The sequence below is a fragment of the Pseudofrancisella aestuarii genome, assembly GCF_003574475.2.
In the GTDB taxonomy this organism is placed as follows: Bacteria; Pseudomonadota; Gammaproteobacteria; order Francisellales; family Francisellaceae; genus Francisella; species Francisella aestuarii.
Map to the genome: position 1 here is coordinate 96990 of NZ_QLIS02000001.1, position 25931 is coordinate 122920.

Below are 25931 nucleotides of genomic sequence, written 5' to 3' on the forward strand. Positions count from 1 at the left end.
TTTGCTAATATTTAAGATATAGATAGAATAAGGAATTATCAGAAAATGTAATTTCTTAGAAAGTTTTTTAAGCTAGAATTTTAGCGGCTGCAGCATTAAGTTCTTTTACAGCATCTATAGAAACTTGTAGATTTTTTCTTTCTTCATCAGAGATTTCAACTTCAATAGCTCTCACACCATTAGAAGATATTTCTGTTGGTACTCCAATAAATAAATCTTCTTTTAGTCCATATGAACCTGCTCTTACTTTTGTAGCACAAGGAAGTATCATTTTTTTATCTTTTAAATAACTTTCAGCCATTTGTATAGCTGAAGCAGCTGGAGCATAATATGCTGATCCTGTTTTTAATAATGCAACAATTTCACCACCACCACTTCTGGTTCTAGCAACAATAGAGTCTAAACGCTCTTGTGAAATTCTTCCTTGCTCAACTAGTTTCTCTAAAGAAACACCAGCAATGTTAGACATTTTTGTTAATGGAACCATAGTGTCACCATGACCACCCATAACATAAGCTTGTACTTGCTGAACAGATACGTTTAGTTCTTCTGCTAAGAAAGTTCTAAATCTAGCAGAGTCTAATACGCCGGCCATACCAACAATTTTATTATCTGGTAATCCAGAGAATTTTTGTAATATATTAACCATTACATCAAGTGGGTTAGTAATACAAATAACAAAAGCATTTGGGCAATTATGTTTAATACCTTCGCCAACAGATTGCATAACTTTTATATTAATACTTAATAAATCGTCTCTAGACATACCAGGTTTTCTTGCAACACCAGCAGTAACTATAACAACATCAGCATCTTCAATATCTTTGTAGCTATTAGTACCTTTAACTTTGAAATCTACCCCTTCAACAGGACAAGATTGAGATAAGTCTAATGCTTTACCTTGAGGCATTCCTTCAACAACATCAAACAATATAACATCACCAAGCTGTTTTAATATCGTAAGATGAGCAAGCGTTCCACCAATATTACCAGCACCAACAAGAGCTATTTTTTTTCTAGCCATTATTAAATCTCCTTATGATTATTAGATTTAAATAAAATAAATTCTTGTTAATTATACAGAAGATGTCTTGAAAATAATAGCATTGAAAATGTGTGATTGTAGTATAATAAAGTGTGTTCTTTAAAGTGTGTAATTTAAATGTTATTAAAAAGAGTTATTAATAATTTTGCCTTATTTTTAGGTGTTGTAGGGTTAATTGGTTTTATGTTTGGCTTGGTTGAACATAATGACCAGATTAAAAACATTATAATTTTATGTGCTACGGGATTATTATTTTTATCAGCCCTTATTCAAAAAGAACCTTTTTTTATAGGGTTGCAAGCTATTGCTTTTATAAGTGCGATTTTAGTTTTCTTAAATTTAGATCATAGAATAAATCTAATAGTATTTATGATTTTGTCTATTATTTTCGCAATTTTCTTTTTTGGAAAAAATAGCATTAACTTAGCTAGAATATTTGCATTCTGTGGTTTATTAGCTTTATGTATAGGTATTGTTTTAAGCTGTAATCTTTCTATGGTTATTTGTGGTATATGCTTAAGTATATACGCTGCATTTTCTATTCAACAAGGATATTCAGTTGGATGGGTTTTTCTTACATTAAATATTATTTTTGCAATAGTTTCAGGCTATGCTTTTTTAAATGGATTTTAAAAGTTTTATAAGTTCCTCAAAATATTCATCTTGGATCTTTTGAATAGAAATATTGTCTTTAAAGTCAGATACTTGGCACATTTCTAAACCACTATATCCACATGGGTTAATGAAGCTAAAAGGATTTAGATCCATATTTACATTAATAGCAATCCCATGATAGGTTTTACCTTGCTTAACTCTTAACCCAAGAGAGGCTATTTTTTTATTTTTGACATAAATGCCATGAGCACCATCTATTAAATGAGTATCAATATTGTATATTTTTAGAACATTGCTACATGCTTGTTCAATTAGTGATACTAACTTTTTTGCTCCTAGTCCTAATCTTTTTATATCTAAAAGAAAATATATAACAGCCTGACCTGGTCCATGATAAGTTATTTGACCACCACGATCTGTTTGTATAACTGGAATATTATGAGCATTGATTAAGTGTTCAGGCTTTCCATGTTTGCCTTGAGTAAAAACAGAAGGGTGTTCAACAAGCCAAACTTCATCTTTAGTATGAGCATCACGGTTAGTTGTGAAATTAACCATTTCTTTGAATACTAATGAATAATCTTTTAAGCCTAATTTTTTTTTTGTAATATTCATTAGTTTTATTTTATAGAACCATATGTATTTCAGGATGAGCAGAAATTTCTCTATAAATATTATCTAACTGCTCTTTGCTTTGAGCCTCAAAAATAGCTGTTATAGAAATATATTTTCCAGATTTACTTTCTCTAGTCTTAAACTCAATTTTATTATGTTCAGGAACATGTTTTTCAAAAACTGAAAGAATAAAATTAACTGTTTCTTTTTGAGGGTTAGCCATTATTTTTATTGGAAATTGGCAAGGAAATTCGAAACAAGTTTCTTGATTTTGTTGTTCAGACATCATATCTCCTTTTATTACCACCAACCGCCTGTTGAAATGTCATTTTTAGCTACTACAGGTATGCTAGCAATTTTCTCTTCACCATTATTTACTGTTATTACCAAATTACCTACAGTATCTCCTTTTTTAATAGGAGCTTTGAGATTTGGTGAAAGTTCTACACCTTGTCTTAAATATGATACATAAGTTTTAGGAACTGTTTTGTAAATATTCTGACTAGAAGCAACAGTTAGGGTTTGTCCTTTCTTAGCGCCAGAAATAGAATCTGCACTAATTGAGACAGGAGAGTTTGCTTTATAAAGTAATACATTATCAAATTTAGTGAGAGCGTATCTTAATAGTTTAGCAGACTCTTGTTCTCTAGTTGCCTCACTTGAAGCTCCTAAAACAACAGCAATATATCTTTCTCCATCTTGTTGAGCGGATGAAACTAAACAGTAGCCAGCAGCATCAGTATGACCTGTTTTCATACCATCAGCACCATCAAAAGTATATAATAATCTATTTCTATTGTTTTGTTTTATACCTTCCCACGTAAATGATTTTTGAGAATAAATTTTATAGATGTCAGGGAAATTATATATAAATGATCTAGCTAATAAAGCCATATCATGAGCTGTAGTGCTTTGTTCTCCGCCAGGTAATCCATCTGGGTTAGCAAAATGAGTACTTGTCATGCCAATAGCTTGAGCGGTTTGGTTCATGATCGTTGTAAAGTTATCTGGCGTACCGCCGATATATTCAGCTAAAGCAATAGCAGCATCATTACCAGAGTCAACAATCATACCTGTTAATAGATTGGCCACACTAATTCTATCACCTTCTCTAACAAACATTTTTGAGCCACCAGTATTATGAGCATCTCTGCTAATAGTAACCATATCTTCCATATGGATATTTCCAGCTTTAAGTTCACTAGCTACGATATAAGCCGTCATTATTTTAGTTAAACTCGCAGGCTCTCTTTTTACATCCATATTTTTTTCGCTAACTACTTCACCAGTGCGATAGTTCATGGCTACCCAAGCTGGAACATCTAATTCAATCCCTACAGGTTTAACAACTATATCTTTTTGCTTAACTGTACCAGCACCGTTAAAGTAAGGGTCAGGGCTATTCGCGGAAATATTAGGAGCTGCAAATGCAGCAGATGTTCCTAAGCCTATAGTAGCAATTAATATAGCTTTTCTAAGTTTGGTCATTTTGTACCTCAATTTTTAATGATTAATTTTAAAATTTGTAAACTAATTAATATTATCTCAGCGATATTTTAATATTTATACCTTATAAATACAAAATTTTTTGTGATAGACTAGAATTTAATTTTTAATTACAAATAGATTAAAACATAAATATAAATAATAAAAGGAGATAATCGTGTTAAAAAATATTCCTTGTGGAAAAGATATTCCAAATGATTTTAATGTTGTTATAGAAATACCTGAAGCTAGTGCTCCTGTAAAATATGAATTTTGTAAAGATTCAAATATGATAGTAGTTGATAGATTTATGACTACAACTATGAGATATCCTTGTAATTATGGGTTTATACCTAATACTTTATATGATGATGGTGATCCAATAGATGTTTTAGTTTTGGCACCAGAGCCATTAGTCCATGGATGTGTAATAAATTGTAGGGCAGTAGGGGTTTTTAAGATGGAAGACGATGGTGGCATAGATGCTAAGATTATAGCTGTCCCTAGTCCTAAACTATCTAAAGATTATGATCATATTAAAGATATAAATGATCTTCCAAAATCTTTGTTGCAAAAGATAGAACATTTTTTTACTCATTATAAAGATCTTGATTCAGGTAAGTGGGTGAAGGTTGAAGGCTGGGATAATGCTGAATTTGCTAAAAAAGAGATCTTAAAATCTGTAAAAAATTATAAATAAATTTATTTCTATCTAATTCTTTTATTCTATTACTTTTCTCATACATATTTTTTTATGCTAAAATTTACTAGATGTATGTCTTTTTATAGTTTGTTTTATGTGTAGTAATATTTATAGTAAAAATGTTTTCAGATCAATTAAATTATTGATTCTTGATGTTGATGGTGTACTTACCGATGGTAAAATAACGCTTTCTAACTCTGGTGATGAATACAAAAATTTTAATGTTAAAGATGGTATGGGTATAGTTCTTTTACAAAAAGTTGGAATAAGAGTAGCTATAATCACATCGAAAGAGTCAAATATTGTTTTAAATAGGCTGACTAGTTTAGGACTTAATAAAGAGGATATATATCAGGGTCAAAAAAATAAAATCAAAGCTTATCAGGAAATTAAAGAAAAGTATAATTTGAAAGATACTAATATTGCGTATATGGGCGATGACCTTCCCGATATTGCTATCATGGATAAAGTTTTTCTATCTGCAGCTCCAGCAGACTGTGTTTCAGCAGTAAAAAAATTTGCTAACTATATTTGCTCTAGTAAAGGTGGGTATGGAGCTGTTAGGGAGCTTTGTGATTTTATATTAAAGCAAGAAGGCCTTTATGAGGAGGTCATTAAAAGCTATATAAATAATGGTGAACTAGTTTTTTAATTATGAAATTATTTTTTTATAGTAAATATTCTTTCTTTATGAGCTTTGGTTTCACTGTAATTGTTTCTATTAGTGTTGTAGGTTTATATCTTCAGAGTACCATGAATTTAGGAGTTAAAGATTTAGATAAGAAAGCAATAATTATGAAAGCATATGGTTATAGTTTTGGAAGTTATAATGAAGAAGGACAGTTACAAACTTATTTAGATGCGGATTATTTGGAACAATATTTTGATAAAAGCTTGCAGTTTGAGAATATTAGAGCAAATACTTATGGAGAGAATCATAAGAAGAAATGGGATGTTAAATCTAATTATGCAACTTCAGATGATCCAGATAAAAAAGACTCTATAATAAGATTATATGATAATGTAAAAAGTATTATGTATATGGAGGAAAATGTTGAGGATGATACACCAAAAAAAATATATATAGATACAGATGAAATTTTTTATAAAGCACAGACATATGATTTTTATGGTAACAATCAAGTAAAAATTTATGATCCAAAGACTGGAAATAATACTACTGGAATAGGGTTTAAAGGCAATACAGACACAAAAAGAGTAAAGATTGAAAAAGATATTAGGAGCTATTATGCTGCGAGGTAATAGCATTTTTTTAATATTAGTAATTTTTTTAATAACTTTCTATCAAGCATTTGCAAAAGACTCTCCAGATAAAGATGTTATTGATGATTATGGTCCTATTACAATATGTGCGGATAAGCTAGATTATGATGGTAAAAAAAGAACTTTAACTTATTTGGGTAAAGTTTTTGTAATGCAAGCATGGAAACAAAATATACTTTGTGAAGATTTTAATAAAGTTAATGAAAATACAAGTAATACGGTTTATTTTGGAAAATATGAAGATAAAAGTTTTACCGAGACACAAAATCTTTGGTTAGAAAAAGCCAAAACAATTTGTGAGAAAACAAAGGAGTGTAATTTTATTACTGGACAATCACTAGTAGTTAAATTAGATAAGAATAGAAAGGTTGAAACAATAACTGTTACGGTTGATAAAAATAGTGATAATTTTGCTAAATTTTACTCTTATCCATTAGACGAGAATAAAGGCAATAAAGGTTATCAAAAAACATTCAAAGGCATAATAGGTGGTCATGGTAAAAAAATAATTTATTCAATAATTAATAAAAAAATGATTTTAAAAGATAAGGCTTTTGTTACTCAAAATGGAAATGACTACGCTGGTGATGAAATAGACTATGATCTAGCACATGACTTGATTGCTGTCCCTGGAAGTAAAGTTTCAAAAAGATCTACAATAGTTTTGGAAGGAGTTTCTGATGAAACAAAAGTTAAGTTGGGTAATGCATTCAAAGTTAATAATCAAAGTATCAGAGAATTTACAAATGCAAATCAAGTCTACTAGATAAAGAGAAATAATTATGGCAGAAAAATATACTTTAGAGGCGAGAAGATTAGGAAAAAAATATGGCCCTAGATGGGTTGTTAATAATGTTTCTATGAAAGTTTCAACTGGTGAGATAGTTGGTTTATTAGGTCCTAATGGTGCAGGTAAAACAACCTCGTTTTATATGATTGTTGGACTTGTTAAAGCTACTCGTGGAAAAGTTCGTATGGGTGATGAAGATGTTACAGATATGCCTATTCACTTGCGTGCAAGAAGAGGTTTAGGATATCTACCTCAAGAAGCATCAGTATTTAGAAAGTTAAGTGTAGAGGATAATATTGTTTCTATTTTAGAAACAAGAAAAGAATTATCTAAAGAACAAATTCAACAAGAATTAGAATTATTGCTTGATGAGTTTAGTATTCAACATATTAGAAAAAGCTTAGGTATGAGTCTTTCTGGTGGTGAGCGTAGAAGAGTTGAAATAGCAAGAGCATTAGCAACAAACCCTAAATTTATTCTTCTTGATGAGCCATTTGCTGGGGTTGACCCAATTTCTGTGATTGAAATTAAGGAAGTAGTTAGACACCTAAAGGATAGAGGAATTGGTGTTTTAATAACAGATCACAACGTTAGAGAAACTTTAGATATATGTGAAAGAGCTTATATTGTAAATGCTGGAAATATGTTAGCTTATGGGACACCTGAAGAAGTACTAGCAGATGAAACAGTTAAAAAAGTTTATCTTGGTGAAGATTTCAAACTTTAATATTTTATATGTATATGGATAAATCAAAGTCAAAAGTTATATGTGTAGGAAGAAATTATATAGAGCATATATATGAGCTAGAAAATGAAGTTCCAGAAAATCCTGTAATTTTTATTAAACCATATTCTTCAATAACCTCATCTTTAAAAATTCCAAATAATAGAGAAATACATTATGAAGTTGAAATAGTATTTGTTTTTGGTAATAAAGGCGAGATTAAGGGTGTTGGATTAGGAATTGATTTAACAGATAGAGCTATGCAAACAAAGCTTAAATCAAAGGGTTTACCTTGGGAATTGGCAAAAGCTTTTGATAATAGTGCAGTTCTGAGTGAATTCGTTGAAATAAGCGATGAAGATTTAAAATCTCTTAATTTTAGAGCATATAAAAATGATGAAATAATACAGCAAGGTTCATATGATTTGATGATTCATAAACCACATCAGATAATTGAATTTTTAAAAGAGAATGATATATCAATTCTAGAAAATGATTTTTTGATGACAGGTACTCCTAAAGGTGTAGGGGTAGTTTATCAGGGTGATATTTTTAATATAGACTTATTTTTAGATAATAAAAAGATTCTTAAAGTAGAATTTAAATAGGCAGTAAAGTATATGTGGGCAATAATTGGAAGTAGTGGATTTGAATATTTTGATGGATTTGAAATCATTGAAGAGTTATCTAGAGAAACTCCTTTTGGTTTATGCTCCAATGGGTTATTTAAGATAAAGATAAGTGGTGAAGAGGCTTTGTTTTTAAATAGGACAGGTCTTGATGAAAATATTTTACCTCACCAAATTAATTATAAAGCTAATATTTATGCTTTAAAAAAATATGGTGCTACTTCAGTTATAGCTCTTTCTTCTGTTAGAAGCTTAAGAGGAGAATTAAAGCCTGGTGATATGGTTATTCCTTATCAGTTCATAGATAGAACTAAATCTTTAAGAGAGTTTACTTTTTGTGATCAAGGTTTGCTTAATTATGTGTCTTTATCAAAACCAATAACAGAAAGTATTGCTGAAGAGATAAGAGCAAATAAAGAAGCCTTTGATTTTCCTATACACTTTAAACAGTCTTATGTTTGTATTGAGGGACCTCAGTTTCCTACTATTATAGATGCTAAATGTTTTCAAAGTATGGGAGGTGGTGTTATTGGTATGACAGCATTTCCAGAGTTTGCTTTAGCAAGAGAGGCTGGATTAAACTATATATGTTGTAACTTTATAGTTGACTATGTGCCTTGGTCTTATGATGTTAGAAATGAGTATAATGTTTTAGAAATAAGACAAACTAATAATACAAAAGCTGAGATGGTAGTTAAATGGATAGTAAAAAATTTATCATTTTATGCTGAAAATGACTGTCATGAACTTGGAATGGCTAGATATTTATCTACACCTTTAGAGTCTTTAGCTCCAAATAAAAAAGCTTGGCTACAAATTATATCTAGAGATAATTCTAAACTTGATGGAGTGCGTGAAGAAGATACGCTTAAAAAAGTTCCTGACTTATATGGTGGAGTTAAAACTATTCCATCTAAATTACAGGATTTACTTATGTTCATAAGTAAATATGATAGAGAAGGTACCTTACGAGATATAGATTTAACTAGAAAGGCAGCAGCATCTCTTAGCTTATATAGTTATGAAAAAGAAAGTGTTGCGAAAGTTGAAGATATAGAAATAACACATGATGATGGGCATAAAATTCCTGTAAGAGTATATAGCCCAAATCTAAACCAAAAATCAGCAGCAATAGTTTTTTCTCATGGAGGCGGTTTTGTTTCAGGGACTTTAGATTCATTCGATGCTTTTTGTAGAAAGCTTTCATTAACAACAGATAGGATAGTGTTCTCTATAGATTATAGATTAGCTCCTGAGCATAAATTCCCAGCAGGGTTAAATGATGTGGAATTTGTTTCAGAATATGTAGCTAAACATGCAAAAAAATTTGCAATTTGTAAAGAAAGTTTAACTCTAATGGGTGATAGTGCGGGAGCTAATTTATCTATATTAGCAACATATAATTTATTGAAAGATAAAAAAGTTAAAATAGCAAATAATATTCTTTTATATCCTTCTGTTGATTTGTCACATTTATCAACTAAATCATTGAGTGATTTTTCTAGTGGTTATATATTAACTACGGCAAAAACTAAATGGTATTCTGACTTGTATGTACCAAATGATTTTGATAGACAATCTCCTGAAATTTCTCCTTTTTATATAAAAAATTTGGAAGGAATGCCAAGAACCTTTGTTGTAACTGCTGGATATGATCCTTTAAAAGATGAAGGGTTATTATTTGCAGAAAAATTAATAAGACACGATGTGGATGTTCAACATTATCATTTTGATAGTTTAGTTCATGGTTTCATCAATTTTTCTAAGCTTATTCCAAAAGAGATGGAAACTTTACATAGTAGGATAGTTAAATTTCTTAAATAAGAAAATATGAAAAATTATTTATTACAAGTTGAATATTTCGGTAAAAATTATTATGGTTGGCAAAAGCAAACTCATTCAAACAGTATACAAGAAGAACTAGAAAAAGCTTTAAGTAAAGTAGCAAATCATAATATAGAAGTGACTTGTGCAGGAAGAACAGATGCTGGAGTGCATGCAACTTCCCAAGTAGTTAACTTTTTCTCTGATAGTGATAGAACATTAGAGGCTTTTTATAGAGGAGCGAATGCTTTATTACCAGAAGATATTAAGGTAATAGATATAATAGAAGTTAATTTAGAGTTTAATGCGAGATTTTCAGCACTAGCTAGAATATATAATTATGTTATTTATAACTCTAAAGTAAGCTCACCAATTTTTAAAAATCATGTCTTATGGGAAAATAGATCTATAGATATAGATAAAATGAATATTGCTGCCCAATACTTATTGGGAGAGCAAGATTTTACTTCTTTTAGATCTTCGCAATGTCAGTCTAATACACCATTTAGATATATAAAAAAAGCTAAGTTTATAAAACATAATGATTTCATAATCTTTGAAGTAGTTGGAAATGCTTTTTTACACCATATGATTAGAAACTTTATTGGGTCTCTTTTAAAAGTTGGTATTGGTTTAAAAGAACCAATTTGGATAAAACAAGTTTTAGATGCAAAAAATAGATGTTTAGCTGCAGAAACAGCTAAGCCTCAAGGCTTATACTTTGTTGGTGTTGAGTATAAAGATTTTACTTTTAAAAGAAGAGTAGAAAAATTTTTTAATTAGGCTTTGTTGTTTTATCAACTATTACAGCAGTTGTCATTACTCCATGAATATTGATTGGAGTTCTAAATGTATCAACAATAGCATCTACACCAATTATTATAGCAATAAGTTCCCATGGTAATCCAAAGTATGAGAATACTACTCCAGCTGCAACAAAAGCTGTTCCTGGAATCCCAGATACGCCAAGAGAAGCTAGCATACAGATAAACCCTATTATTAATATTGTAGATATTGTGATGTCTACACCACTTATTTGCATTGCCATAATAGCCAAGGCCGCAGGGAAAACACCAGCGCAACCATTCATACCCAAAGTTGTACCTATAGTTGGAGCAAATGTTGAAACTGTTTCTGAAACTCCAAATTTACGTAGTCCTTCAATTGATAAAGGTAATGTACCCATACTTGATCTAGTTGTGGCTGCAACTAATAAAGCATTCCAAACACTCTTATAAAAAGTTTTTAGATTTGTTCTAAAAATAAGTAATAGAATAATATGCATTGCGAATACTATTATTAAAGCAACATATATAGTGAAGATAAAATAAATAACAGTCATTATACATTCTTTATTTTGTCCTATACCCATTTTTATCATAAGAGCAAGTACACCATAAGGAGTTAGAGCTATTATTATATTCGCTAGCTTTTTAACAACAAAAAATAGAGAATCAATGAAAGTTATAAATGGTTGAGCAAGCTCATGGTTTTCTCTATACGCTCTTAAAATTGCAAAGCCTAAAAGAATAGAGAATATAACAACAGCCATAACATTATTATTTGTCATATCAGAACTAATATTACTAGGAAAAAAACCTAAAATAGTTTGAGCGAATGTTGATGTCTCTGGATTTGAATCTGGTGTTGCATTGTTTAAATTTATACCTAAGCCTGTATGCATAGATAATGCGACTAAAGCACCTATAATAGCACTAACCCCTGTCATTATTAGAAGAATACCTATAGTTTTATATGCTACCTTTATTATGTATGAGCCAGTATAGTTTTTAAGATTTATAATAGAATGAACAATAGATGTTAATACTAGAGGTATTATTAACATTTTCAGTAAAGAAATGTAGCCATCACCTATAATAGATACTAATTGAGAAAAATGATCATTATCACAATTTAATAAATTGTATATTAGACCTATCGTAATACCTACAACAAGGGCTAGTATTGTTCTGAAGTTAAAACTATAAGCTTTAATATGTAGGTAAACAAATAATGCTAGTATTATTAAAAGAGCTATAAGCATTTGTTTTCCTTGTTTTATTGTAAAGAGATTGTTCTAATTCTACATTTTTTAATGTTCTTTTCTAGCTATAATTTTAGCGAAATGAATTTTTTCATATGTAAATAATAAAAATGCTAGATATAATGATATATAAGAAGGGATAACTTTTAAAAAAAATGAAAAAAACAATAATGCAACATGAAGCAGAGAGCTCATGGGAAAAAGTTGAAAATCAATTAAGCCAAAATAAAGATCTAGTTAAAAATATAGTTAGGCAAGTTAAACAAAGAAATATCAAAAGGGTTATAACTATAGCTAGAGGAAGTTCTGATTGTGTTGCTAATTTTGCAAAATATTTATTTAATATTGAGCTTGGTTGGAGTGTGGCTTCATTACCGCCTTCAATTTCAACTATCTATGATAAAGAAATCGGTGATAAAGAAACTCTTGTAATAGCAATATCTCAATCAGGAGGTAGTCCAGATTTAAAGTTGGCATTAGAAAATTGTAAGAAAGCAGGGTGTTTAACTTTAAGTATAGTTAACAAAGAAGATTCTCCTTTAGCGAATGCTTCAGATTTAGTTTTACCAGTAAGAGCAGATGAAGAAAATGCAGTAGCAGCTACAAAAAGTTTTATAACATCATTAGTAGCTTTATTGGATATTGTTGCGGAATATAAGCAAGATGATTATTTAATCTCCGAATTACAAAAATTACCAAGTAATTTAAAGCTAAGCTTAGAAAGTAAATGGGATGAAGCAATCTCTATATTAGAAAAACATAAGAGTATGTTTGTTATAGGTAGAGGATTTGGTTACCCAATAGCGCAAGAAATGGCTCTTAAGTTTAAAGAAACTTGTGGAATTCATGCAGAAGCTTTTAGTGGAGCAGAAGTGTTACATGGACCATTTGCTCTGATGAGCTCTGATTTTTCTTCTTTTATAATTTCTCAAAATGATAAAAGCTTGGAAGGTACTATTAGTGTAGCTAATAGAGTAGCTGATCTTGATGTTGATACTATATTTGTTGGTTCAGAAAACATAGAAAATGATGTAAGAAAAGATTTGTTTTTAGACATAAACATAAAAACCCATCCAATTTTAGAGCCAATTATTATAATTCAAAAATTCTATTTAATGGTTAATAATTTGGCTATCAAGCTAGGTAATAACCCTGACGCGCCTATTAATCTAAAAAAAGTTACAGAAACTATCTAACAAGGATTATGAAATGACAGAGGTAAATAAGCTAAGAATTTTTTTGATAGTCTTTTTGTCAGCGATGGGAGGAATGCTGTATGGTTATGATATAGGCATAATAGGAGGCGCATTACCTTTTATTAAATCTGAGCTAGGCATGACTGCCGCACAAGAGTCATTCTTAGGAGGTTCTGTCTTATATGGAGGAGCTTTTGCAATTCTTATTGGTGGTGTTTTAGCTGATTTATTTGGCCGAAGAAATATCATTACAGTCTCTGGTTTAATATTTACAGTATCAGTTTTTATGATTTATTTTTCTGAAAGCTATAACTTTCTTCTATTTTCAAGATTGGTTCAGGGTATAGCTGTTGGTTTTATATCTATAACTGTTCCATTATATCTGACAGAATCTGTTCCTAGTAAAATTAGAGGTTTAGCTGTTACATGCTTTCAGCTATTTTTGACTGCAGGAATATTGATATCTGTAGCTATAAGCTTACTCTTTATATCACAAGATCCTATTACTGGTTTAGAGATTGGTGATTGGAGACATATGTTTCTTACAGCTATAGTTCCTGGTTTGATTGTATTTATAGGCGGTTTCTTTCTGATTAAGTCTCCTAGATGGTTAATTATGAAGAATAGAGAGGAAGAAGCAGAAAAAATACTTATCAAGACTATAGGTGTAGATGCAACAAAATTACAAATGCTAGAAGTTAAGGCTTTAATTGAAAAAACTAAAAATGAAGGAAGTTTGATATCAAGTCTTACAAAAAAACATTATTTATTGCCAATGTTAATCGTATTTTCAGTAGCAATTTTAGCTCAGATGACAGGAATAAATAGTATTTTACAGTATGCACCAACGATGTTGAAAGAAACAGGTTTGGGTTCTGTATATGCTGCTGTTGTCGGAGGTGTTGCAATAACTGGTCTTAACTTTGCTACAACTATAATAGCGGTACTAATTGCTGATAAGATTGAGAGAAAGTTTGTTATAACTTTTGGGACACTTATGGTTTCTATAGTTTTACTTACCCTATCTGTTCTTATGTATACTATGCCAGATACTTCAGCTAAAGGTATGGCCTTACTTATAGGTTTTATTTTATATATATTTTTCTTTGCTATTGGTCCGGGAGCATATATATGGGTTATCATGTCAGAACTTTTACCTACAAATATTAGAAGTAAGGGTTTGGCAGTAGCATTATTTTTAAATAGTATGGCTTCTGCGATTCTAGCTTCATCAGTAATGCCTATTACTCAACATTTTAACGGTAATTATGGTGTTATTCTTGGTATATGTGGTGTATGTACGCTAGTGTATAGTTTCATAGCATTTAAGTTTGTACCCAAAACAAATGGTTTATCATTAGAAGAAATTGAGCAAGGTTTTGTTAAGAAGGATTAGCTAGTTATATATCAGTGTATTTCTCAGGGGTAGACATTTATCTATGCAGGGTTATTAATATCAATGAAAATATTTTCTAAATTAAATTTTTGAGCTAATAAATTTCCTAAAGCTCTAACACCTTCTTTTTCTGTGGCATGATGCCCAGCAGCAATATAGTTTATACCTAATTCTCTAGCAGAGTGAGTAGTTCTTTCAGAGATTTCTCCAGAAATAAAAGTATCTGCCCCAGCTTCATAAGCATACTCTATAAAGTCTTGAGCTCCTCCTGTACAAATAGCAATCTTATTATTTTTTGAATTTGCTTTTATAATAGTAGGTGTTCTATTTAGTTTATTAGAAATTAACTTTTCTAATTCTTCTATATTTAAATTACAGTCGCCAATAACAGAAATATCAGGAGAGCTTCCAGTAGAAAAAAACTCTATATTCTCAAGACCTAATTTTTTAGCTATTAGCATGTTATTACCAACTTCTTTATGTCCATCTAAAGGTAAGTGATAAGCAAATAGATGTATTCCATTATTGATGAGTTTAGATATCCTATTATATTTCATACCTATGATAGGATACGGTTCACCTTTCCAAAAATAACCATGATGGACTACAATAGCATCAGCATTGTTTTCTATGGCTTTATCTATAAGAGCTTCGCAAGCTGTAACACCAGTTATAACCTTTTTTATATCTCGATTTCCTTGAACTTGTAAACCATTTGGACAGTAGTCTTTAAATAAATCTATTTCTAGATATTTATTTAGAAAATTTTCTAGCTCTCTAAAGTTCATGTAAAACCTCTTAAAATAATAGCTATGATGTTATAATGATTATATATATTTAGGTTTATTTTTCAAAAAAAGAAGAGGCTGAGTAGTAGCTTTATGTATAAAACGAATGTCGTAAAAGTAGGCGATGTGTTAATAGGTGGTGAAAACCCTGTAGTTGTCCAATCAATGACGGATACATATACTGCAGATATTGAAAAAACAGTTCAACAGATTTTAGCTTTACATAGAGCAGGAAGTGAGCTGGTAAGAATTACTGTTAATGATGAAGATGCCGCGAGTGCTGTACCAGAAATAAAACAAAGACTTGAGCAGGTAGGCTGTTTTGTGCCTTTAGTTGGGGATTTTCATTATAATGGGCACACTTTACTTACTAAATATCCAGAATGCGCTACAGCACTTGCAAAGTATAGAATAAATCCAGGTAACGTGGGTTTTGGAAAAAAGAAAGATACTCAATTTGCTCAGATAATAGAAATAGCAATCAAGAATAATAAGCCAGTAAGAATAGGTGTTAACTGGGGTAGTTTAGATCAAGCACTTTTAGCAAAATTAATAGATGAGAATGTTGCTAAAGAAAATCCATTACCTCTCAGAGAGGTTATGCATAAGGCGCTAATAACTTCAACTTTAGAAAGTGCTAAATATGCAGAAGATCTAGGTTTAGCAAAAGATAAGATTATTATTTCTTGTAAAGTTAGTGAGGTACAAGATCTTGTAGCAGTTTATCAGCAACTTGCTAAACAGTGTGATTATGCTTTACATCTTGGCTTAACAGAAGCTGGCATGGGTACTAAAGGTATAGTAGCTAGTGCAGTAAGTTTAGGAATACTATTACAGCAAGGTATTGGAAATACTATAAGAGTTTCTTTAACTCCAGCTCCGAATGCTCCAAGAACAGAAGAAGTAAGAGTTTGTAGAGAGATATTACAAAATCTAGGGTTAAGAACTTTTACGCCAAGTGTGACATCATGTCCTGGATGTGGTCGTACTACAAGCTCATTCTTTAGGGTTTTAACTAGTGAAGTAAAAGATCATCTTGATACAAAAATGCATGAGTGGAAAGATGTTTATAAAGGTGTTGAAAAGCTTAAAGTTGCTGTGATGGGCTGTGTGGTAAATGGTCCTGGAGAGTCAAAAAATGCAGATATAGGAATCAGTTTGCCGGGAAGCGGTGAGTCTCCTGTAGCACCAGTATTTATAGATGGAAAAAAAGTTTATACTTTAAGAGGAGATAATATCTCTAAAGAGTTTATAGAAATTGTAGAAAACTATGTAAAAAATAAGTATGGTGTCCAATGTCAGTAATTTTTGTAAGTACTCATTTTCCTAAAATAAGACTAGGATATACAACTAACACTCAGGGCTTCAGTAGAGAAGCTTTTGCAAAATTTAACTTATCAGAGCAAGTTGGAGATGATCCTAAAGCTGTAAAAGATAATCGTCAGCTTTTTTCATCATATCTTAATAAGTTAGATATCAAATGGCTTAATCAACAGCATACAAATATAGTTTCATACTTTGATATTTATAACGATGAGCCTAGTGATGCTATTTATACAGATAAACCAAATCAGGTTTGTATTACATTAACTGCTGATTGTTTACCAATTTTATTATTTGATAAGAAAAGATCTAAAGTTGCGGCAGTACATGCAGGCTGGCGGGGGCTAGCAAATGGAGTTTTAGAAGCGACGCTAAAAGAATTTGTCGGATATGATTTAGTTGCATGGCTTGGCCCATGTATTACTAATAAGTATTTTGAAGTTGGACAAGATGTTTATGATATATATGTTGATAAACATGAAGATTATAAATATGCATTTAAGGCTATTGGCAATAATAAATACTTATTTGATATGAAGCTTGTCGCTAGAGATATTTTAATGAAAAATCACTGTTTAGATGTCATAGATTCAGGATTATGTACATATAGTGATAAGAGGCTTTATTCTTTCCGTAGAGATAATGTCACAGGTCGTTTAGCTAGTTTTATTTGGTTCGAAGAATAGTTTGTTTTAGTTTAATGTAAAAGGAATTTTATGTCACAGAAGTTACAAGTTCTAAGAGAATTGATGGCTGAAAAGGGATTTGATTATTATATTGTGCCATCGGTAGATGATCATAAGAATGAATATGTCCCAAAATGTTGGCAATATAGAGCTTGGATAAGTGGATTTGATGGATCGGCAGGCGATGTGCTTGTTGGTATAGATAAGGCTTATCTTTCTACAGATGGTAGATATTTTTTGCAAGCTGAGAAACAATTAGATTCGAATGATTTTGAACTTATTAAACAAACAGGATTTGAGTCTGAAATAGCTAAGTGGCTATGGAAAAATGCTGGGGGCAAAACTATTGGTATAGATCCAGCTAAAATTGATTATAAAAAAGCTACTCAGTTGTTAGAGCTTTTACATGAGCATAACTATAATGTTGTGTTTGATGAAGAAAATCTCATACATAAAGCTCAAGAAAAGTTAAATGAGGTAGTTGATGTTCCTTGTACATTGATTGAAGAACATGGTATTCAGTACTCTGGCAGAAGTGTTTCTTCTAAAATAGAGGAGTTAAGAAATACTATAAAACAGACTAATTCAGATTTTTATGTTGACTCAAAATTAGATCATATAGCTTGGTTATTAAATATTAGAGGAAGGGATGTAGCATGTACTCCTTTAGTTATTAGCTATTTGTTTGTTTCTTTAGATAAAATTGTCTTATATGTAAATAGTGGCAAGATAACAGATGAAGTAAAAGATTATTTTGATGAAAATAGAATTGAAGTAAGAGAATATAGTCAATTCTATGCAGATTTAGAAAGTACGTCTGGAAAATATTTATTAGATGGCGCTAATGTTAATTACAAAATAGTTAGAAATATTAATAAAAACCAAAATAGTAGCTGCTATGCACTAATGGTAGATACACCTGTTGGACTTAGTAAAGCATTAAAAAATCCTGTGGAGATAAATGGTGCTAAAGATGCTCATAGAAAAGATGCAGCAGCATTTATAAAGTGGTGGCATTGGTTAGAAAATAATTATCAAAACTTAGATGAGCTAACAGCACAAGCTAAGCTTTTTGAGTTTCGTTCTAAGCAGAAGAATTTTGTTGAAAATAGTTTTGACTATATTACTGGTTTTGCTGGTAATGGAGCTGTGATTCATTATAGATCTTCTGAGAAAACAAATAAGAAGTTTGATGATGTAAGTCCTTTATTAACTGATTCAGGTGGTCAGTATAAAGATGGTACTACGGATGTAACTAGAGTTCTTCATTTTGGAAGACCAACTAAAGAACAAAGAAGATATTACACTTTAGTTTTAAAAGGACATCTTGGACTTGGTAGAGCGGTATTTCCTAAAGGGACTAAAGGCTCACAGCTTGATGTATTAGCAAGAGAGCATTTATGGCATTTTAGTGCTAACTATGCTCATGGTACAGGTCATGGGGTTGGTAGTTTCTTAGGAGTGCATGAAGGTCCTCAGTCTATTAGTGCAGCCTCTCAGCAAGAGCTTATGCCTGGTATGATCTTAAGTAATGAGCCAGGAGCTTATTTTAAAGATGATTTTGGTATAAGAATAGAAAACTTATGTTATGTAAGAGAAAGAAATGTAGATAGTCCAACTGGTCATGGACCTTTCTATTATTTTGAAGACTTAACTCTGATTCCTTATGAATTCAAGCTGATAGAAACAATAATGCTCACTTATACTGAGAAGAAAACTATAAATAACTATTATAGTAGAATTCGTAAAGAAGTACTTCCTCTCATAGAAGAACAAGAAGTGAAAGACTTCTTACTATATAAAACAAGACATATTAAATAATGAATAAAAAATACATTAAGATTTTTCTCTTCTTATTTCTTGCCATAACTGGTGGTTTTTCAGGCGCTTTCTTTGATAAATATAACTTAAAAGAAAAGTTTGTAAATTTTAGATATGAAATTTATCAGTTTTTCACACAGGAAAATAAAACTGATTCTTTAAATCAAGATGATGTAACTACACAACCAGAGCAGGAAGAAAAAACTAGCTTTTGGGCAAGGCTAGCTTCTGATAAAAAAGATGATGCAGCAGCTGCAGCTCAGTTTGATGATTTAAAACAATATGCTCCAGAAAGGACTCTACCAGCAGTTACTAATTATTGTCATGATTTTCTAATATATGGAAATCCTAGTTTTAATGTAACTTCAGGCTTAGGAAAAGTTGATCTATATTTATGTCGAGATGGCTATGTTGCAGGTTACAACTATCAAACAAAAGAGCCTACTTGGGTGGCATTTAAACTTACTAGTGCAAAAGTAGCAAATAAGAATGAAAGAGAGGATGCCTTTAGAGAAGATTCTGATGTTCCATTTGTTTATAGAGCTACATTATCAGATTATAAAAATTCTGGATATGATAGAGGGCATTTAGCATCTTATGCATCTATGGACTTTAGTAAAAAATCTGGGTATGAGTCTTTCTTATTATCTAATATTGCACCACAAAAAGCGGGTCTAAATAGACAGGGGTGGGAGAGATTAGAAACTTATGAAAGGATTTGGGCAAATATGTATCAAAGTATATATGTTTATACTGGACCTATTTATAAGAAAAAAACTATCCATAAAACGATTGGTGACAATAAAGTTGCTGTGCCTGATTATTTCTTCAAAATAATATATGTGCCATCTACAAATAAAGCTATAGCTTTTGTAATGCCTAATTCGAGTGTTGATAAAAAAGATGTTGATAAATATAGAGTTTCTATCAAAAGCATAGAAGAAAGGACTGGGCTAAATTTCTTATCACAAGTTTCTGATAGAGATAATGTGGTTGATAATGTTTCTCCTATGTGGAGAACGGCTTACACATAATCTAAACTTTAGTTTGCTCAATATACCAGTCACTTAAAGATATTACACAGTTACCATAACTTATTGACTGAAAAGAACCACCTTTATATACATAACTTACATTTTGACATATTTTATTTCTTAGCTCTTGAAACTCTTCAGTATTATGATTTTTTATCTTATCTATAGCTTTATTGGATTCTTCAATTTTTGCTTTTAGGCATTGATTTATTTCATAAGTATTTCCCTCATTGCATTCATTAGCGAATGAAAAAAATGGCAGGAGTAGAGCAATTAGCAATAATCTTTTCATTAGTTTTATAAATATGACTTTTTATAATTATATTACTTAAATTATTTAATATTTTAAATATAAGAAAAAGTTATTAACTTAATAAAATCAATATATTTAACATTTGTGTTACATGGGTATAACATAACAACCAAGAAAGACAGATACATAATTATAAAAGGTAAATAAAATGAAAAAGATAATCAGTTTAATGTTAGTAAGTAGTTTATTAGTAATGCCAGTTTATTCAATTGCTTTAGCAAGTGTGAGTTCTTACAGACCTTCAGTTGTGTTCAAACATGCTTCACAAGGTATAGACAGTTATGGTCAAGATCGTTATTTTGATCAAGTAGATAATATACAAATAAGATAGGAATTTAGATTAGAAAATTATTTTAATTTGTCAGAAATATCTCCAACAAGAGAAGGATCTTCTAGATTTACACTTATAGGTTTTTGTCCTTTATCAAGGTCTACTTTATTTAAATCAATCCATACACGATTACCTACAGCAACACTAGAGTAATATAATTTTTTACCACTTAAATCAGATGCGGATGTCCATACTGTTGGCCATGTATCTTCTGGATTTTGAGAACCTTTACCTTCAATCATTGCAGTTAAGCTACATTCTAAATTATTGAATGGGACACTAGCCATATTCATGATGCTATACATATCTCGGATAGCATTATTTTGAGATTCTGAGGTATCAGGTAAAATGGTTGTTGAGTAGTATGTACGAGCAAATCTATTTAATGAATTAGCACCACCTGGAAGATTATCAATACTATATTTTTTACCATTAGCAGAAAGTTTTAATAAGTTTTTAATCTGCTCATCATAGTTAGGTTCATTTGCCATAACTGTGTAACTTGGGTTATGGTATGTATAAACTTTTCCATCTGAGAACTCAATAATTGCTGAATCACCACTACTATCTTCAATTTTGTAATGGATAGGTAGTTTAACTTTTTTACCATTAACAGAAGCTGGATAGTTATGTAAATTATATTTCTTGATACTAGCTAATACTTCATTTACATTACTAAAATTTCCAAGTATATAGTGTAGCCACTTTATACTATTGATAGTTGGTTTATTTGGATCAATTTTAACTGTTGTTTCTTTACCATTATAAAGTATATGAGCGGCAAGTCCTTTTTCATTTAGTCCTTCTGAAGCAACACTTCCCCAGTTTGTTTCTTCTATAACTACATACCCATATTTATTTTTCCAGTTAACCGTGTTTTTTGTTTCTTCAGGGGTGGCGCCAGTAAATTCAAGATTTCTAGGATATACTGTAAACTGTGATTGGACAGCTAAGCAAACATCAAAATTTCTAGAAGCAAAAGTACCATATGGTTTAAAATCATGTGTAGCAACAGTACAAGCATTAGCTATACCTGTTAAACCTAAAGCTGCTAAAGTAGTAATAGCAGTAATACTCAAAATCTTTTTCATTAATATCTCCTTTTCAAAACTTGAGCGCCATAATAAAAGAAGCACTACTAAATTTATTTTCTAAAATATTGTTAGTTAAATCAAGGTAAGTACTTAGCAGCTAGTAATTAGAGTTATAAATACTTATAGTTGAATTGTTAAAGCAGTATCGCTGATAAATTTATCAATTTTGTCTTTGTTTGTAGTTGTTATAAAAACTTGAGAGCTTAGTTTTCTTAAGTAATTAAATAACATTTCAGTATGGTTATAATCAAGTTCTGATGTTATGTCATCAACTAAGTAAATACATCTATTTTCATTCTCTAAATTATGTATTTCACCTTGAGCTAATTTTATGGCACAAATAAGGAGTTTCTGTTGCCCTCTAGAAAATATATCTTGAATAGGCTTATGATTAATTGTTAGGATAATGTCCGCTTTGTGAGGGCCATGATTTGTGACATTATATTTATTGTCATTTTCAAAATTTTCTTCTAAAACTTCTATTAAGGTTTGATCATGTCTCCAACCTTTATAATAATCAATATCCAAATTTAAATCAGGATTAAAGTTTTTTAGAATTTCAAAAACTTTAGGTTTTAGCTTATCAAAATATATTTGCCTTTTGACATCAAGAAGATCCGCAAATTCTTGTAATTTTTTATCTAAACTAGCTATATAGTTTCTAGGATAGTTTTGTTTTAAAGCAGAGTTTCTTTGTTTTACTAAAAACTTAGTTTGTTGCCATATTTTTAGAAAGGTTTTATCAAGATAAAAAGCGCCCCAGTCGAGTATTTTACATCTTTGTTTTGCACCAGAGTTTATTAGATTAAAAGCTTCTGGATTTATTAATTGTATAGGTAATGTCTTAGTTATTTCTGTATGGCTTTTTTGTATCTCATAGTTTAGTTTACTAACACTGTTGCCATTTTTTTTTCTTGAGAGAGCTATTGTTATATCATCATCATTATTTTTAGCTTTTGAAAATATAAAAAACTCATCAGATTCATGATTTATTATTCTATTTAATTGAGAGGTCCTAAAAGATCTACTGTGAGAAAGAAAATATATAGCCTCAAGTATAGAAGTTTTACCAGAGCCATTTTGCCCAATTATGAAGTTAATGTCTTTTTCAAAAATTAAATCTTGAGAGCTTATATTTCTAAAATTTTGTAACTTTATATTAGAGATATACATTTTTAGGTAAGCTCTAGACTATTTTTGTAAATTTGTTGTTCTAGTATATCAGGATCTTCCATATAAAGATTCTTTAGCAAATCAAAAATCTTTATTATATTTTGTGGCTTATTTATAGACTCTTTAGAATCATAGAGATTCATATCAGGAGAGTCCGTTTCTAAAACAATATCTTTATAAGATACTTTGTGTAGAGTATCTTTTAATTTAGCAGTTGGGTGAGATAGTATTCCACCAATACCTAGCTTAAAACCAAGATTAATAAATGTTTTTGCTTCTTGATAAGTTCCATTAAAAGCATGAATTATTCCACCATTTGTAAAGCTAGTATCTTTAATTATTTTAATAATCTCATTATGTGTTTTTACTGAATGGATAATTACTTTTTTATTAAGTTCTTTTGCTATATTTAGCTGTTGAGAGAAGGTATCTATTTGTTTATCAAAATTGTTAAATCTCTTATCTAAACCAATTTCTCCAATAAGTTTACAATTATTTTCAAGAGTATATTTTTTCAGTTGTTCTATATGCACTTGAGAGTGTTTTTCTATAAAGATTGGATGTAGTCCGAAGCAAATAGAGATATTGCTAAACTTTTCCCTCACATGTATAAGCTCTTGCCAGTTTGAAAAACTAGTGGCTGGATTTATGAATTTGTTAATATTTAATGATTTACATTCTTCAATAATATCATCGCGAGAATCATCAAATATTTCAAAATCAAGATGGCAATGTGTATCAATAAACATAGGAAGAAATTTATTTTATTAAATTTTATCAATAGCTTTATTACTGTATAATACCTTAAGTGGATTAAATATTGAATTTTGCTATCTTTAAAAGGTTTATTATGACTATTGAAAAAAAAGATTTTTTATTTGAATTAGGTACTGAAGAGCTACCTCCTAAAGCTCTTAAAAAATTAGCTCAATCATTATTGTCAAGCGTAGAAGAACAGTTAAAAGAAGCTAAAGTGAGCTTTGGTAAAGGAGTATGGTTTGCTTCTCCAAGAAGGTTGGCTTTTTCTATTCTGGATTTAGCAAGTGAGCAAGAGGATGTTATTGTTGAAAAACAAGGACCATTCTTACATTTAGCATATAAAGATGGTCAACCTACACAAGTTGGTTTAGGCTTTGCAAAATCTTGTGGAGTAGAGTTAGATGAGTTAGATAAAATAGATACTCCAAAGGGAGAAAAACTTTTCTTTAAGTCTATTCAAGAAGGGCAAAAAACAACTAAGCTTTTAGAAGAAATAATAGCTAAAGCTTTAAAGCAACTTCCGATACCAAAGATGATGAGATGGGGTGATTCATCAGTAGAGTTTGTAAGACCTGTACATTGGGTTTTAGCTATGTATGGTGATGATGTTGTTGATATGACTATACTTGACCATAAAGCTAGTAATATTACATATGGACATAGATTTCATCATCCAGAGGCTATTTCAATATCTCGTATTTCTACATATAAAGATAAATTAGCTCAAGCTATGGTTTTAGTAGATTGGGAAGACAGAAAAGCTTTAGTGATTGAACAAGCAAAAGAGCTAGCAGCAAAACATGGTTATAATGTGGTTTTAGATGCTGATCTGGTAGAGGAAGTAAATGCAATAGTTGAATTTCCAAATGCTATGTTATGTAGCTTTAATAAGGACTTCTTAAGAGTTCCTCAAGAAGCATTAATATCTTCTATGCAAGAACATCAAAAATGTTTTCCGTTATTAGATAATAATAAAAAAATGGTTGCTAATTTTATTACTATCTCAAATATTCAAAGTAAGAAGCCAGAGTTAGTAACTACAGGAAATCAAAAAGTTATGAATGCTAGATTGTCAGATGCAGCATTCTTTTATGATACAGATGTTAAAAAACCTTTAGATAGCTTCTTAGTTAAGCTTGAAAATGTAACTTTCCAAAATAAGCTTGGAAATATGCTACAAAAGGCTAAAAGGATAGCAAATACATCACAAGAGCTAGCTAAGCTATCTCAAGAGGATGGAGAAATTGCATATAGAGCAGGGCTTTTGGCAAAAGCAGATTTAATATCAGATATGGTTTTTGAGTTTACTGATTTGCAAGGCATTATTGGTAAGTATTATGCAAAAGCACATGGTGAGCCTGATGTGATAGCTGATGCTATAGAGCAGCAATATTGGCCAAAATATTCTGGTGCAGAGCTACCACAAAGTAAGATAGCTAATTGTGTTGCTTTGGCAGATAAGCTAGATACTCTAGTTGGAATATTTGGAATAGGGCAGAAACCTTCAGGTAACAAAGATCCTTTTGCACTTAGAAGATCTGCTATAGGTATATTAAGAATACTCCGTGATACAGATCTAGATATTTCTTTAGAACAGGTTTTAGATGTGGCTTTTTTAAGCTATAAAGAAGTAAATAATCTAGTGTTTAAAACTGATATTAAAGATGAAATAATAAGCTTTTGTATAGATAGATTTAAGAATCTATATAAAGAAGAAGGTGTGCCAAATGATGTATTTGAATCAGTAATTAATACTAATTCTTCATCTGTAAAAGATTTTGGTTTAAGAGTGCAAGCGATTACTGGATTTTTAAATTCTAGTTCAGCAGCTAGTCTTATTTCATCTAATAAGAGAGTAGCAAATATTCTAGCTAAAAACTCTCAAGAATTAAAAGGTGCTTATGATATTTCTATAAGTAATAAAGCTGGTAATCAATATGAAATAAATTTAGCTGAGAATATAGAAAAAGTAACTCAAAAAGTTCATCATGAAGTTTCTATTAGAAATTATGAAACAGCTTTAGAGCTTCTAAGTAGTCTTGATAAAAGTATTAGTGATTTTTTTGATAATGTAATGGTTATGGATGAAGATGATAGTCTTAGAAAAAACCGTATAGCATTATTAAATAATCTTCATAAACTATTTATTTCAGTAGCAGATATTTCTAAATTAAATTAAGTTCTTTTAAAATCTGATTTTTCTTTACTTGAATGATTTTGTGTGGAATTATTCATTTGATGCATTCGGCAAATAATTTT

General features: G+C 30.4%; 27 protein-coding genes. 17 read left to right on the forward strand and 10 right to left on the reverse strand.

Translation table 11 applies throughout. The annotated features are described in order from the left end of the window. Positions 1-67: 67 nt before the first annotated feature. A complete protein-coding gene (gene mdh, locus DNK87_RS00470) occupies positions 68-1024 on the reverse strand; it encodes a malate dehydrogenase (RefSeq protein WP_119330737.1) in 957 nt (318 codons plus the stop codon). A gap of 138 nt (positions 1025-1162) precedes the next feature. Here mdh and DNK87_RS00475 point away from each other — a divergent pair, with 138 nt between their 5' ends. Beyond that, a complete protein-coding gene (locus DNK87_RS00475; protein WP_119330736.1) occupies positions 1163-1678 on the forward strand; it encodes an MFS transporter in 516 nt (171 codons plus the stop codon). On the opposite strand, the gene lipB is transcribed toward DNK87_RS00475, so the two are convergent. From lipB to DNK87_RS00490, 3 genes are read right to left on the reverse strand one after another with little or no spacing between them, the layout of a single operon-like run. Beyond that, on the reverse strand, positions 1664-2275 hold the full coding sequence (lipB, locus tag DNK87_RS00480) for a lipoyl(octanoyl) transferase LipB (protein WP_119330735.1): 612 nt from the start codon (positions 2273-2275) through the stop codon (positions 1664-1666). The two genes, DNK87_RS00475 and lipB, sit on opposite strands and share 15 nt — an antisense overlap. Before the next feature lie 10 nt (positions 2276-2285). Beyond that, positions 2286-2561 (reverse strand): HP0495 family protein, encoded by a 276-nt coding sequence (locus DNK87_RS00485; protein ID WP_119330734.1) that lies wholly within the window; start codon positions 2559-2561, stop codon positions 2286-2288. Between the two features lie 14 nt (positions 2562-2575). Continuing rightward, on the reverse strand, positions 2576-3763 hold the full coding sequence (locus DNK87_RS00490; protein ID WP_119330733.1) for a D-alanyl-D-alanine carboxypeptidase family protein: 1188 nt from the start codon (positions 3761-3763) through the stop codon (positions 2576-2578). Between the two features lie 175 nt (positions 3764-3938). On the opposite strand from DNK87_RS00490, the gene ppa reads away from it, so the two are divergent. From ppa to truA, 8 genes are all read left to right on the forward strand, one after another. Then, a complete protein-coding gene (gene ppa, locus DNK87_RS00495; protein WP_119330732.1) occupies positions 3939-4460 on the forward strand; it encodes an inorganic diphosphatase in 522 nt (173 codons plus the stop codon). A gap of 97 nt (positions 4461-4557) precedes the next feature. Beyond that, positions 4558-5115: a KdsC family phosphatase gene (locus DNK87_RS00500; RefSeq protein WP_071664404.1), complete on the forward strand. Its 558-nt coding sequence runs from the start codon at positions 4558-4560 to the stop codon at positions 5113-5115. Between the two features lie 2 nt (positions 5116-5117). Then, positions 5118-5726 (forward strand): LPS export ABC transporter periplasmic protein LptC, encoded by a 609-nt coding sequence (lptC, locus tag DNK87_RS00505; protein ID WP_119330731.1) that lies wholly within the window; start codon positions 5118-5120, stop codon positions 5724-5726. Beyond that, a complete protein-coding gene (locus DNK87_RS00510) occupies positions 5689-6513 on the forward strand; it encodes an LptA/OstA family protein (RefSeq protein WP_154401845.1) in 825 nt (274 codons plus the stop codon). Before lptC ends, DNK87_RS00510 begins: the two co-directional genes overlap by 38 nt. Positions 6514-6529: 16 nt before the next feature. Then, on the forward strand, positions 6530-7264 hold the full coding sequence (lptB, locus tag DNK87_RS00515; protein WP_119330729.1) for an LPS export ABC transporter ATP-binding protein: 735 nt from the start codon (positions 6530-6532) through the stop codon (positions 7262-7264). 8 nt (positions 7265-7272) lie between these two features. Further along, positions 7273-7869: a fumarylacetoacetate hydrolase family protein gene (locus DNK87_RS00520; RefSeq protein WP_119330728.1), complete on the forward strand. Its 597-nt coding sequence runs from the start codon at positions 7273-7275 to the stop codon at positions 7867-7869. Between the two features lie 12 nt (positions 7870-7881). Then, positions 7882-9714 (forward strand): alpha/beta hydrolase fold domain-containing protein, encoded by a 1833-nt coding sequence (locus tag DNK87_RS00525; protein ID WP_119330727.1) that lies wholly within the window; start codon positions 7882-7884, stop codon positions 9712-9714. A gap of 6 nt (positions 9715-9720) precedes the next feature. After that, complete coding sequence (truA, locus tag DNK87_RS00530) at positions 9721-10497, forward strand: tRNA pseudouridine(38-40) synthase TruA (RefSeq protein ID WP_119330726.1); 777 nt, start codon at positions 9721-9723, stop codon at positions 10495-10497. On the opposite strand, the gene DNK87_RS00535 is transcribed toward truA, so the two are convergent. Then, on the reverse strand, positions 10490-11758 hold the full coding sequence (locus tag DNK87_RS00535; RefSeq protein ID WP_119330725.1) for a dicarboxylate/amino acid:cation symporter: 1269 nt from the start codon (positions 11756-11758) through the stop codon (positions 10490-10492). The genes truA and DNK87_RS00535 overlap by 8 nt on opposite strands. Before the next feature lie 155 nt (positions 11759-11913). Between DNK87_RS00535 and DNK87_RS00540 the strand changes: the two genes are divergently transcribed. Further along, on the forward strand, positions 11914-12954 hold the full coding sequence (locus DNK87_RS00540) for an SIS domain-containing protein (protein WP_119330724.1): 1041 nt from the start codon (positions 11914-11916) through the stop codon (positions 12952-12954). Between the two features lie 13 nt (positions 12955-12967). Continuing rightward, a complete protein-coding gene (locus tag DNK87_RS00545; RefSeq protein WP_119330723.1) occupies positions 12968-14350 on the forward strand; it encodes a sugar porter family MFS transporter in 1383 nt (460 codons plus the stop codon). A 41-nt stretch (positions 14351-14391) separates the two neighbouring features. Here the strand turns inward: DNK87_RS00545 and DNK87_RS00550 are convergent, their stop codons facing one another. Then, a complete protein-coding gene (locus DNK87_RS00550; RefSeq protein WP_119330722.1) occupies positions 14392-15138 on the reverse strand; it encodes a Nif3-like dinuclear metal center hexameric protein in 747 nt (248 codons plus the stop codon). Between the two features lie 93 nt (positions 15139-15231). Here DNK87_RS00550 and ispG point away from each other — a divergent pair, with 93 nt between their 5' ends. From ispG to DNK87_RS00570, 4 genes are read left to right on the forward strand one after another with little or no spacing between them, the layout of a single operon-like run. Further along, positions 15232-16443: a flavodoxin-dependent (E)-4-hydroxy-3-methylbut-2-enyl-diphosphate synthase gene (ispG, locus tag DNK87_RS00555; protein WP_119330721.1), complete on the forward strand. Its 1212-nt coding sequence runs from the start codon at positions 15232-15234 to the stop codon at positions 16441-16443. Continuing rightward, positions 16434-17147, forward strand: a complete 714-nt coding sequence (gene pgeF / locus DNK87_RS00560; RefSeq protein ID WP_119330720.1) for a peptidoglycan editing factor PgeF — start codon at positions 16434-16436, stop codon at positions 17145-17147. Before ispG ends, pgeF begins: the two co-directional genes overlap by 10 nt. A 30-nt stretch (positions 17148-17177) precedes the next feature. After that, positions 17178-18968 (forward strand): aminopeptidase P family protein, encoded by a 1791-nt coding sequence (locus tag DNK87_RS00565; RefSeq protein WP_119330719.1) that lies wholly within the window; start codon positions 17178-17180, stop codon positions 18966-18968. Then, positions 18968-20002, forward strand: coding sequence for a DNA/RNA non-specific endonuclease (locus tag DNK87_RS00570; protein WP_119330718.1), 1035 nt, complete (start codon positions 18968-18970; stop codon positions 20000-20002). Before DNK87_RS00565 ends, DNK87_RS00570 begins: the two co-directional genes overlap by 1 nt. 1 nt (position 20003) lies before the next feature. On the opposite strand, the gene DNK87_RS00575 is transcribed toward DNK87_RS00570, so the two are convergent. Next, entirely contained in the window at positions 20004-20294 is a 291-nt protein-coding gene (locus tag DNK87_RS00575; protein WP_119330717.1) for a lysozyme inhibitor LprI family protein, read from the reverse strand. Between the two features lie 169 nt (positions 20295-20463). Between DNK87_RS00575 and DNK87_RS00580 the strand changes: the two genes are divergently transcribed. Further along, positions 20464-20646 (forward strand): hypothetical protein, encoded by a 183-nt coding sequence (locus tag DNK87_RS00580; RefSeq protein ID WP_119330716.1) that lies wholly within the window; start codon positions 20464-20466, stop codon positions 20644-20646. 17 nt (positions 20647-20663) lie between these two features. On the opposite strand, the gene DNK87_RS00585 is transcribed toward DNK87_RS00580, so the two are convergent. The 3 genes from DNK87_RS00585 to DNK87_RS00595 all read right to left on the reverse strand — a co-directional run bounded on the left by DNK87_RS00585 (position 20664) and on the right by DNK87_RS00595 (position 23662). Next, positions 20664-21737, reverse strand: coding sequence for a linear amide C-N hydrolase (locus DNK87_RS00585; RefSeq protein ID WP_119330715.1), 1074 nt, complete (start codon positions 21735-21737; stop codon positions 20664-20666). Positions 21738-21860: 123 nt separating this feature from the next. After that, the gene (gene recF / locus DNK87_RS00590) at positions 21861-22913 is read right to left on the reverse strand and encodes a DNA replication/repair protein RecF (RefSeq protein WP_119330714.1); all 1053 of its coding nucleotides are present in this window, start codon (positions 22911-22913) and stop codon (positions 21861-21863) included. Between the two features lie 2 nt (positions 22914-22915). Next, positions 22916-23662: a TatD family hydrolase gene (locus tag DNK87_RS00595; protein ID WP_119330713.1), complete on the reverse strand. Its 747-nt coding sequence runs from the start codon at positions 23660-23662 to the stop codon at positions 22916-22918. Positions 23663-23763: 101 nt separating this feature from the next. On the opposite strand from DNK87_RS00595, the gene glyS reads away from it, so the two are divergent. Continuing rightward, positions 23764-25851 (forward strand): glycine--tRNA ligase subunit beta, encoded by a 2088-nt coding sequence (glyS, locus tag DNK87_RS00600; protein ID WP_119330712.1) that lies wholly within the window; start codon positions 23764-23766, stop codon positions 25849-25851. Positions 25852-25931: the final 80 nt, after the last annotated feature.

Bases quoted from the DNA above. Each gene is read 5' to 3' on its own strand.
- DNK87_RS00485 (WP_119330734.1), bottom strand. From the start codon at position 2,561: ATGTCTGAACAACAAAATCAAGAAACTTGTTTCGAATTTCCTTGCCAA.
- DNK87_RS00520 (WP_119330728.1), top strand. From the start codon at position 7,273: ATGTATATGGATAAATCAAAGTCAAAAGTTATATGTGTAGGAAGAAAT.
- ispG (WP_119330721.1), top strand. From the start codon at position 15,232: ATGTATAAAACGAATGTCGTAAAAGTAGGCGATGTGTTAATAGGTGGT.
- DNK87_RS00585 (WP_119330715.1), bottom strand. From the start codon at position 21,737: ATGAAAAAGATTTTGAGTATTACTGCTATTACTACTTTAGCAGCTTTA.
- lptC (WP_119330731.1), top strand. From the start codon at position 5,118: ATGAAATTATTTTTTTATAGTAAATATTCTTTCTTTATGAGCTTTGGT.
- DNK87_RS00580 (WP_119330716.1), top strand. From the start codon at position 20,464: ATGAAAAAGATAATCAGTTTAATGTTAGTAAGTAGTTTATTAGTAATG.
- DNK87_RS00500 (WP_071664404.1), top strand. From the start codon at position 4,558: ATGTGTAGTAATATTTATAGTAAAAATGTTTTCAGATCAATTAAATTA.
- DNK87_RS00565 (WP_119330719.1), top strand. From the start codon at position 17,178: ATGTCACAGAAGTTACAAGTTCTAAGAGAATTGATGGCTGAAAAGGGA.
- DNK87_RS00475 (WP_119330736.1), top strand. From the start codon at position 1,163: ATGTTATTAAAAAGAGTTATTAATAATTTTGCCTTATTTTTAGGTGTT.
- glyS (WP_119330712.1), top strand. From the start codon at position 23,764: ATGACTATTGAAAAAAAAGATTTTTTATTTGAATTAGGTACTGAAGAG.
- DNK87_RS00545 (WP_119330723.1), top strand. From the start codon at position 12,968: ATGACAGAGGTAAATAAGCTAAGAATTTTTTTGATAGTCTTTTTGTCA.
- truA (WP_119330726.1), top strand. From the start codon at position 9,721: ATGAAAAATTATTTATTACAAGTTGAATATTTCGGTAAAAATTATTAT.
- DNK87_RS00525 (WP_119330727.1), top strand. From the start codon at position 7,882: ATGTGGGCAATAATTGGAAGTAGTGGATTTGAATATTTTGATGGATTT.
- DNK87_RS00540 (WP_119330724.1), top strand. From the start codon at position 11,914: ATGAAAAAAACAATAATGCAACATGAAGCAGAGAGCTCATGGGAAAAA.
- DNK87_RS00570 (WP_119330718.1), top strand. From the start codon at position 18,968: ATGAATAAAAAATACATTAAGATTTTTCTCTTCTTATTTCTTGCCATA.
- recF (WP_119330714.1), bottom strand. From the start codon at position 22,913: ATGTATATCTCTAATATAAAGTTACAAAATTTTAGAAATATAAGCTCT.
- DNK87_RS00490 (WP_119330733.1), bottom strand. From the start codon at position 3,763: ATGACCAAACTTAGAAAAGCTATATTAATTGCTACTATAGGCTTAGGA.
- DNK87_RS00575 (WP_119330717.1), bottom strand. From the start codon at position 20,294: ATGAAAAGATTATTGCTAATTGCTCTACTCCTGCCATTTTTTTCATTC.
- lipB (WP_119330735.1), bottom strand. From the start codon at position 2,275: ATGAATATTACAAAAAAAAAATTAGGCTTAAAAGATTATTCATTAGTA.
- DNK87_RS00535 (WP_119330725.1), bottom strand. From the start codon at position 11,758: ATGCTTATAGCTCTTTTAATAATACTAGCATTATTTGTTTACCTACAT.
- mdh (WP_119330737.1), bottom strand. From the start codon at position 1,024: ATGGCTAGAAAAAAAATAGCTCTTGTTGGTGCTGGTAATATTGGTGGA.
- DNK87_RS00595 (WP_119330713.1), bottom strand. From the start codon at position 23,662: ATGTTTATTGATACACATTGCCATCTTGATTTTGAAATATTTGATGAT.
- pgeF (WP_119330720.1), top strand. From the start codon at position 16,434: ATGTCAGTAATTTTTGTAAGTACTCATTTTCCTAAAATAAGACTAGGA.
- lptB (WP_119330729.1), top strand. From the start codon at position 6,530: ATGGCAGAAAAATATACTTTAGAGGCGAGAAGATTAGGAAAAAAATAT.
- DNK87_RS00550 (WP_119330722.1), bottom strand. From the start codon at position 15,138: ATGAACTTTAGAGAGCTAGAAAATTTTCTAAATAAATATCTAGAAATA.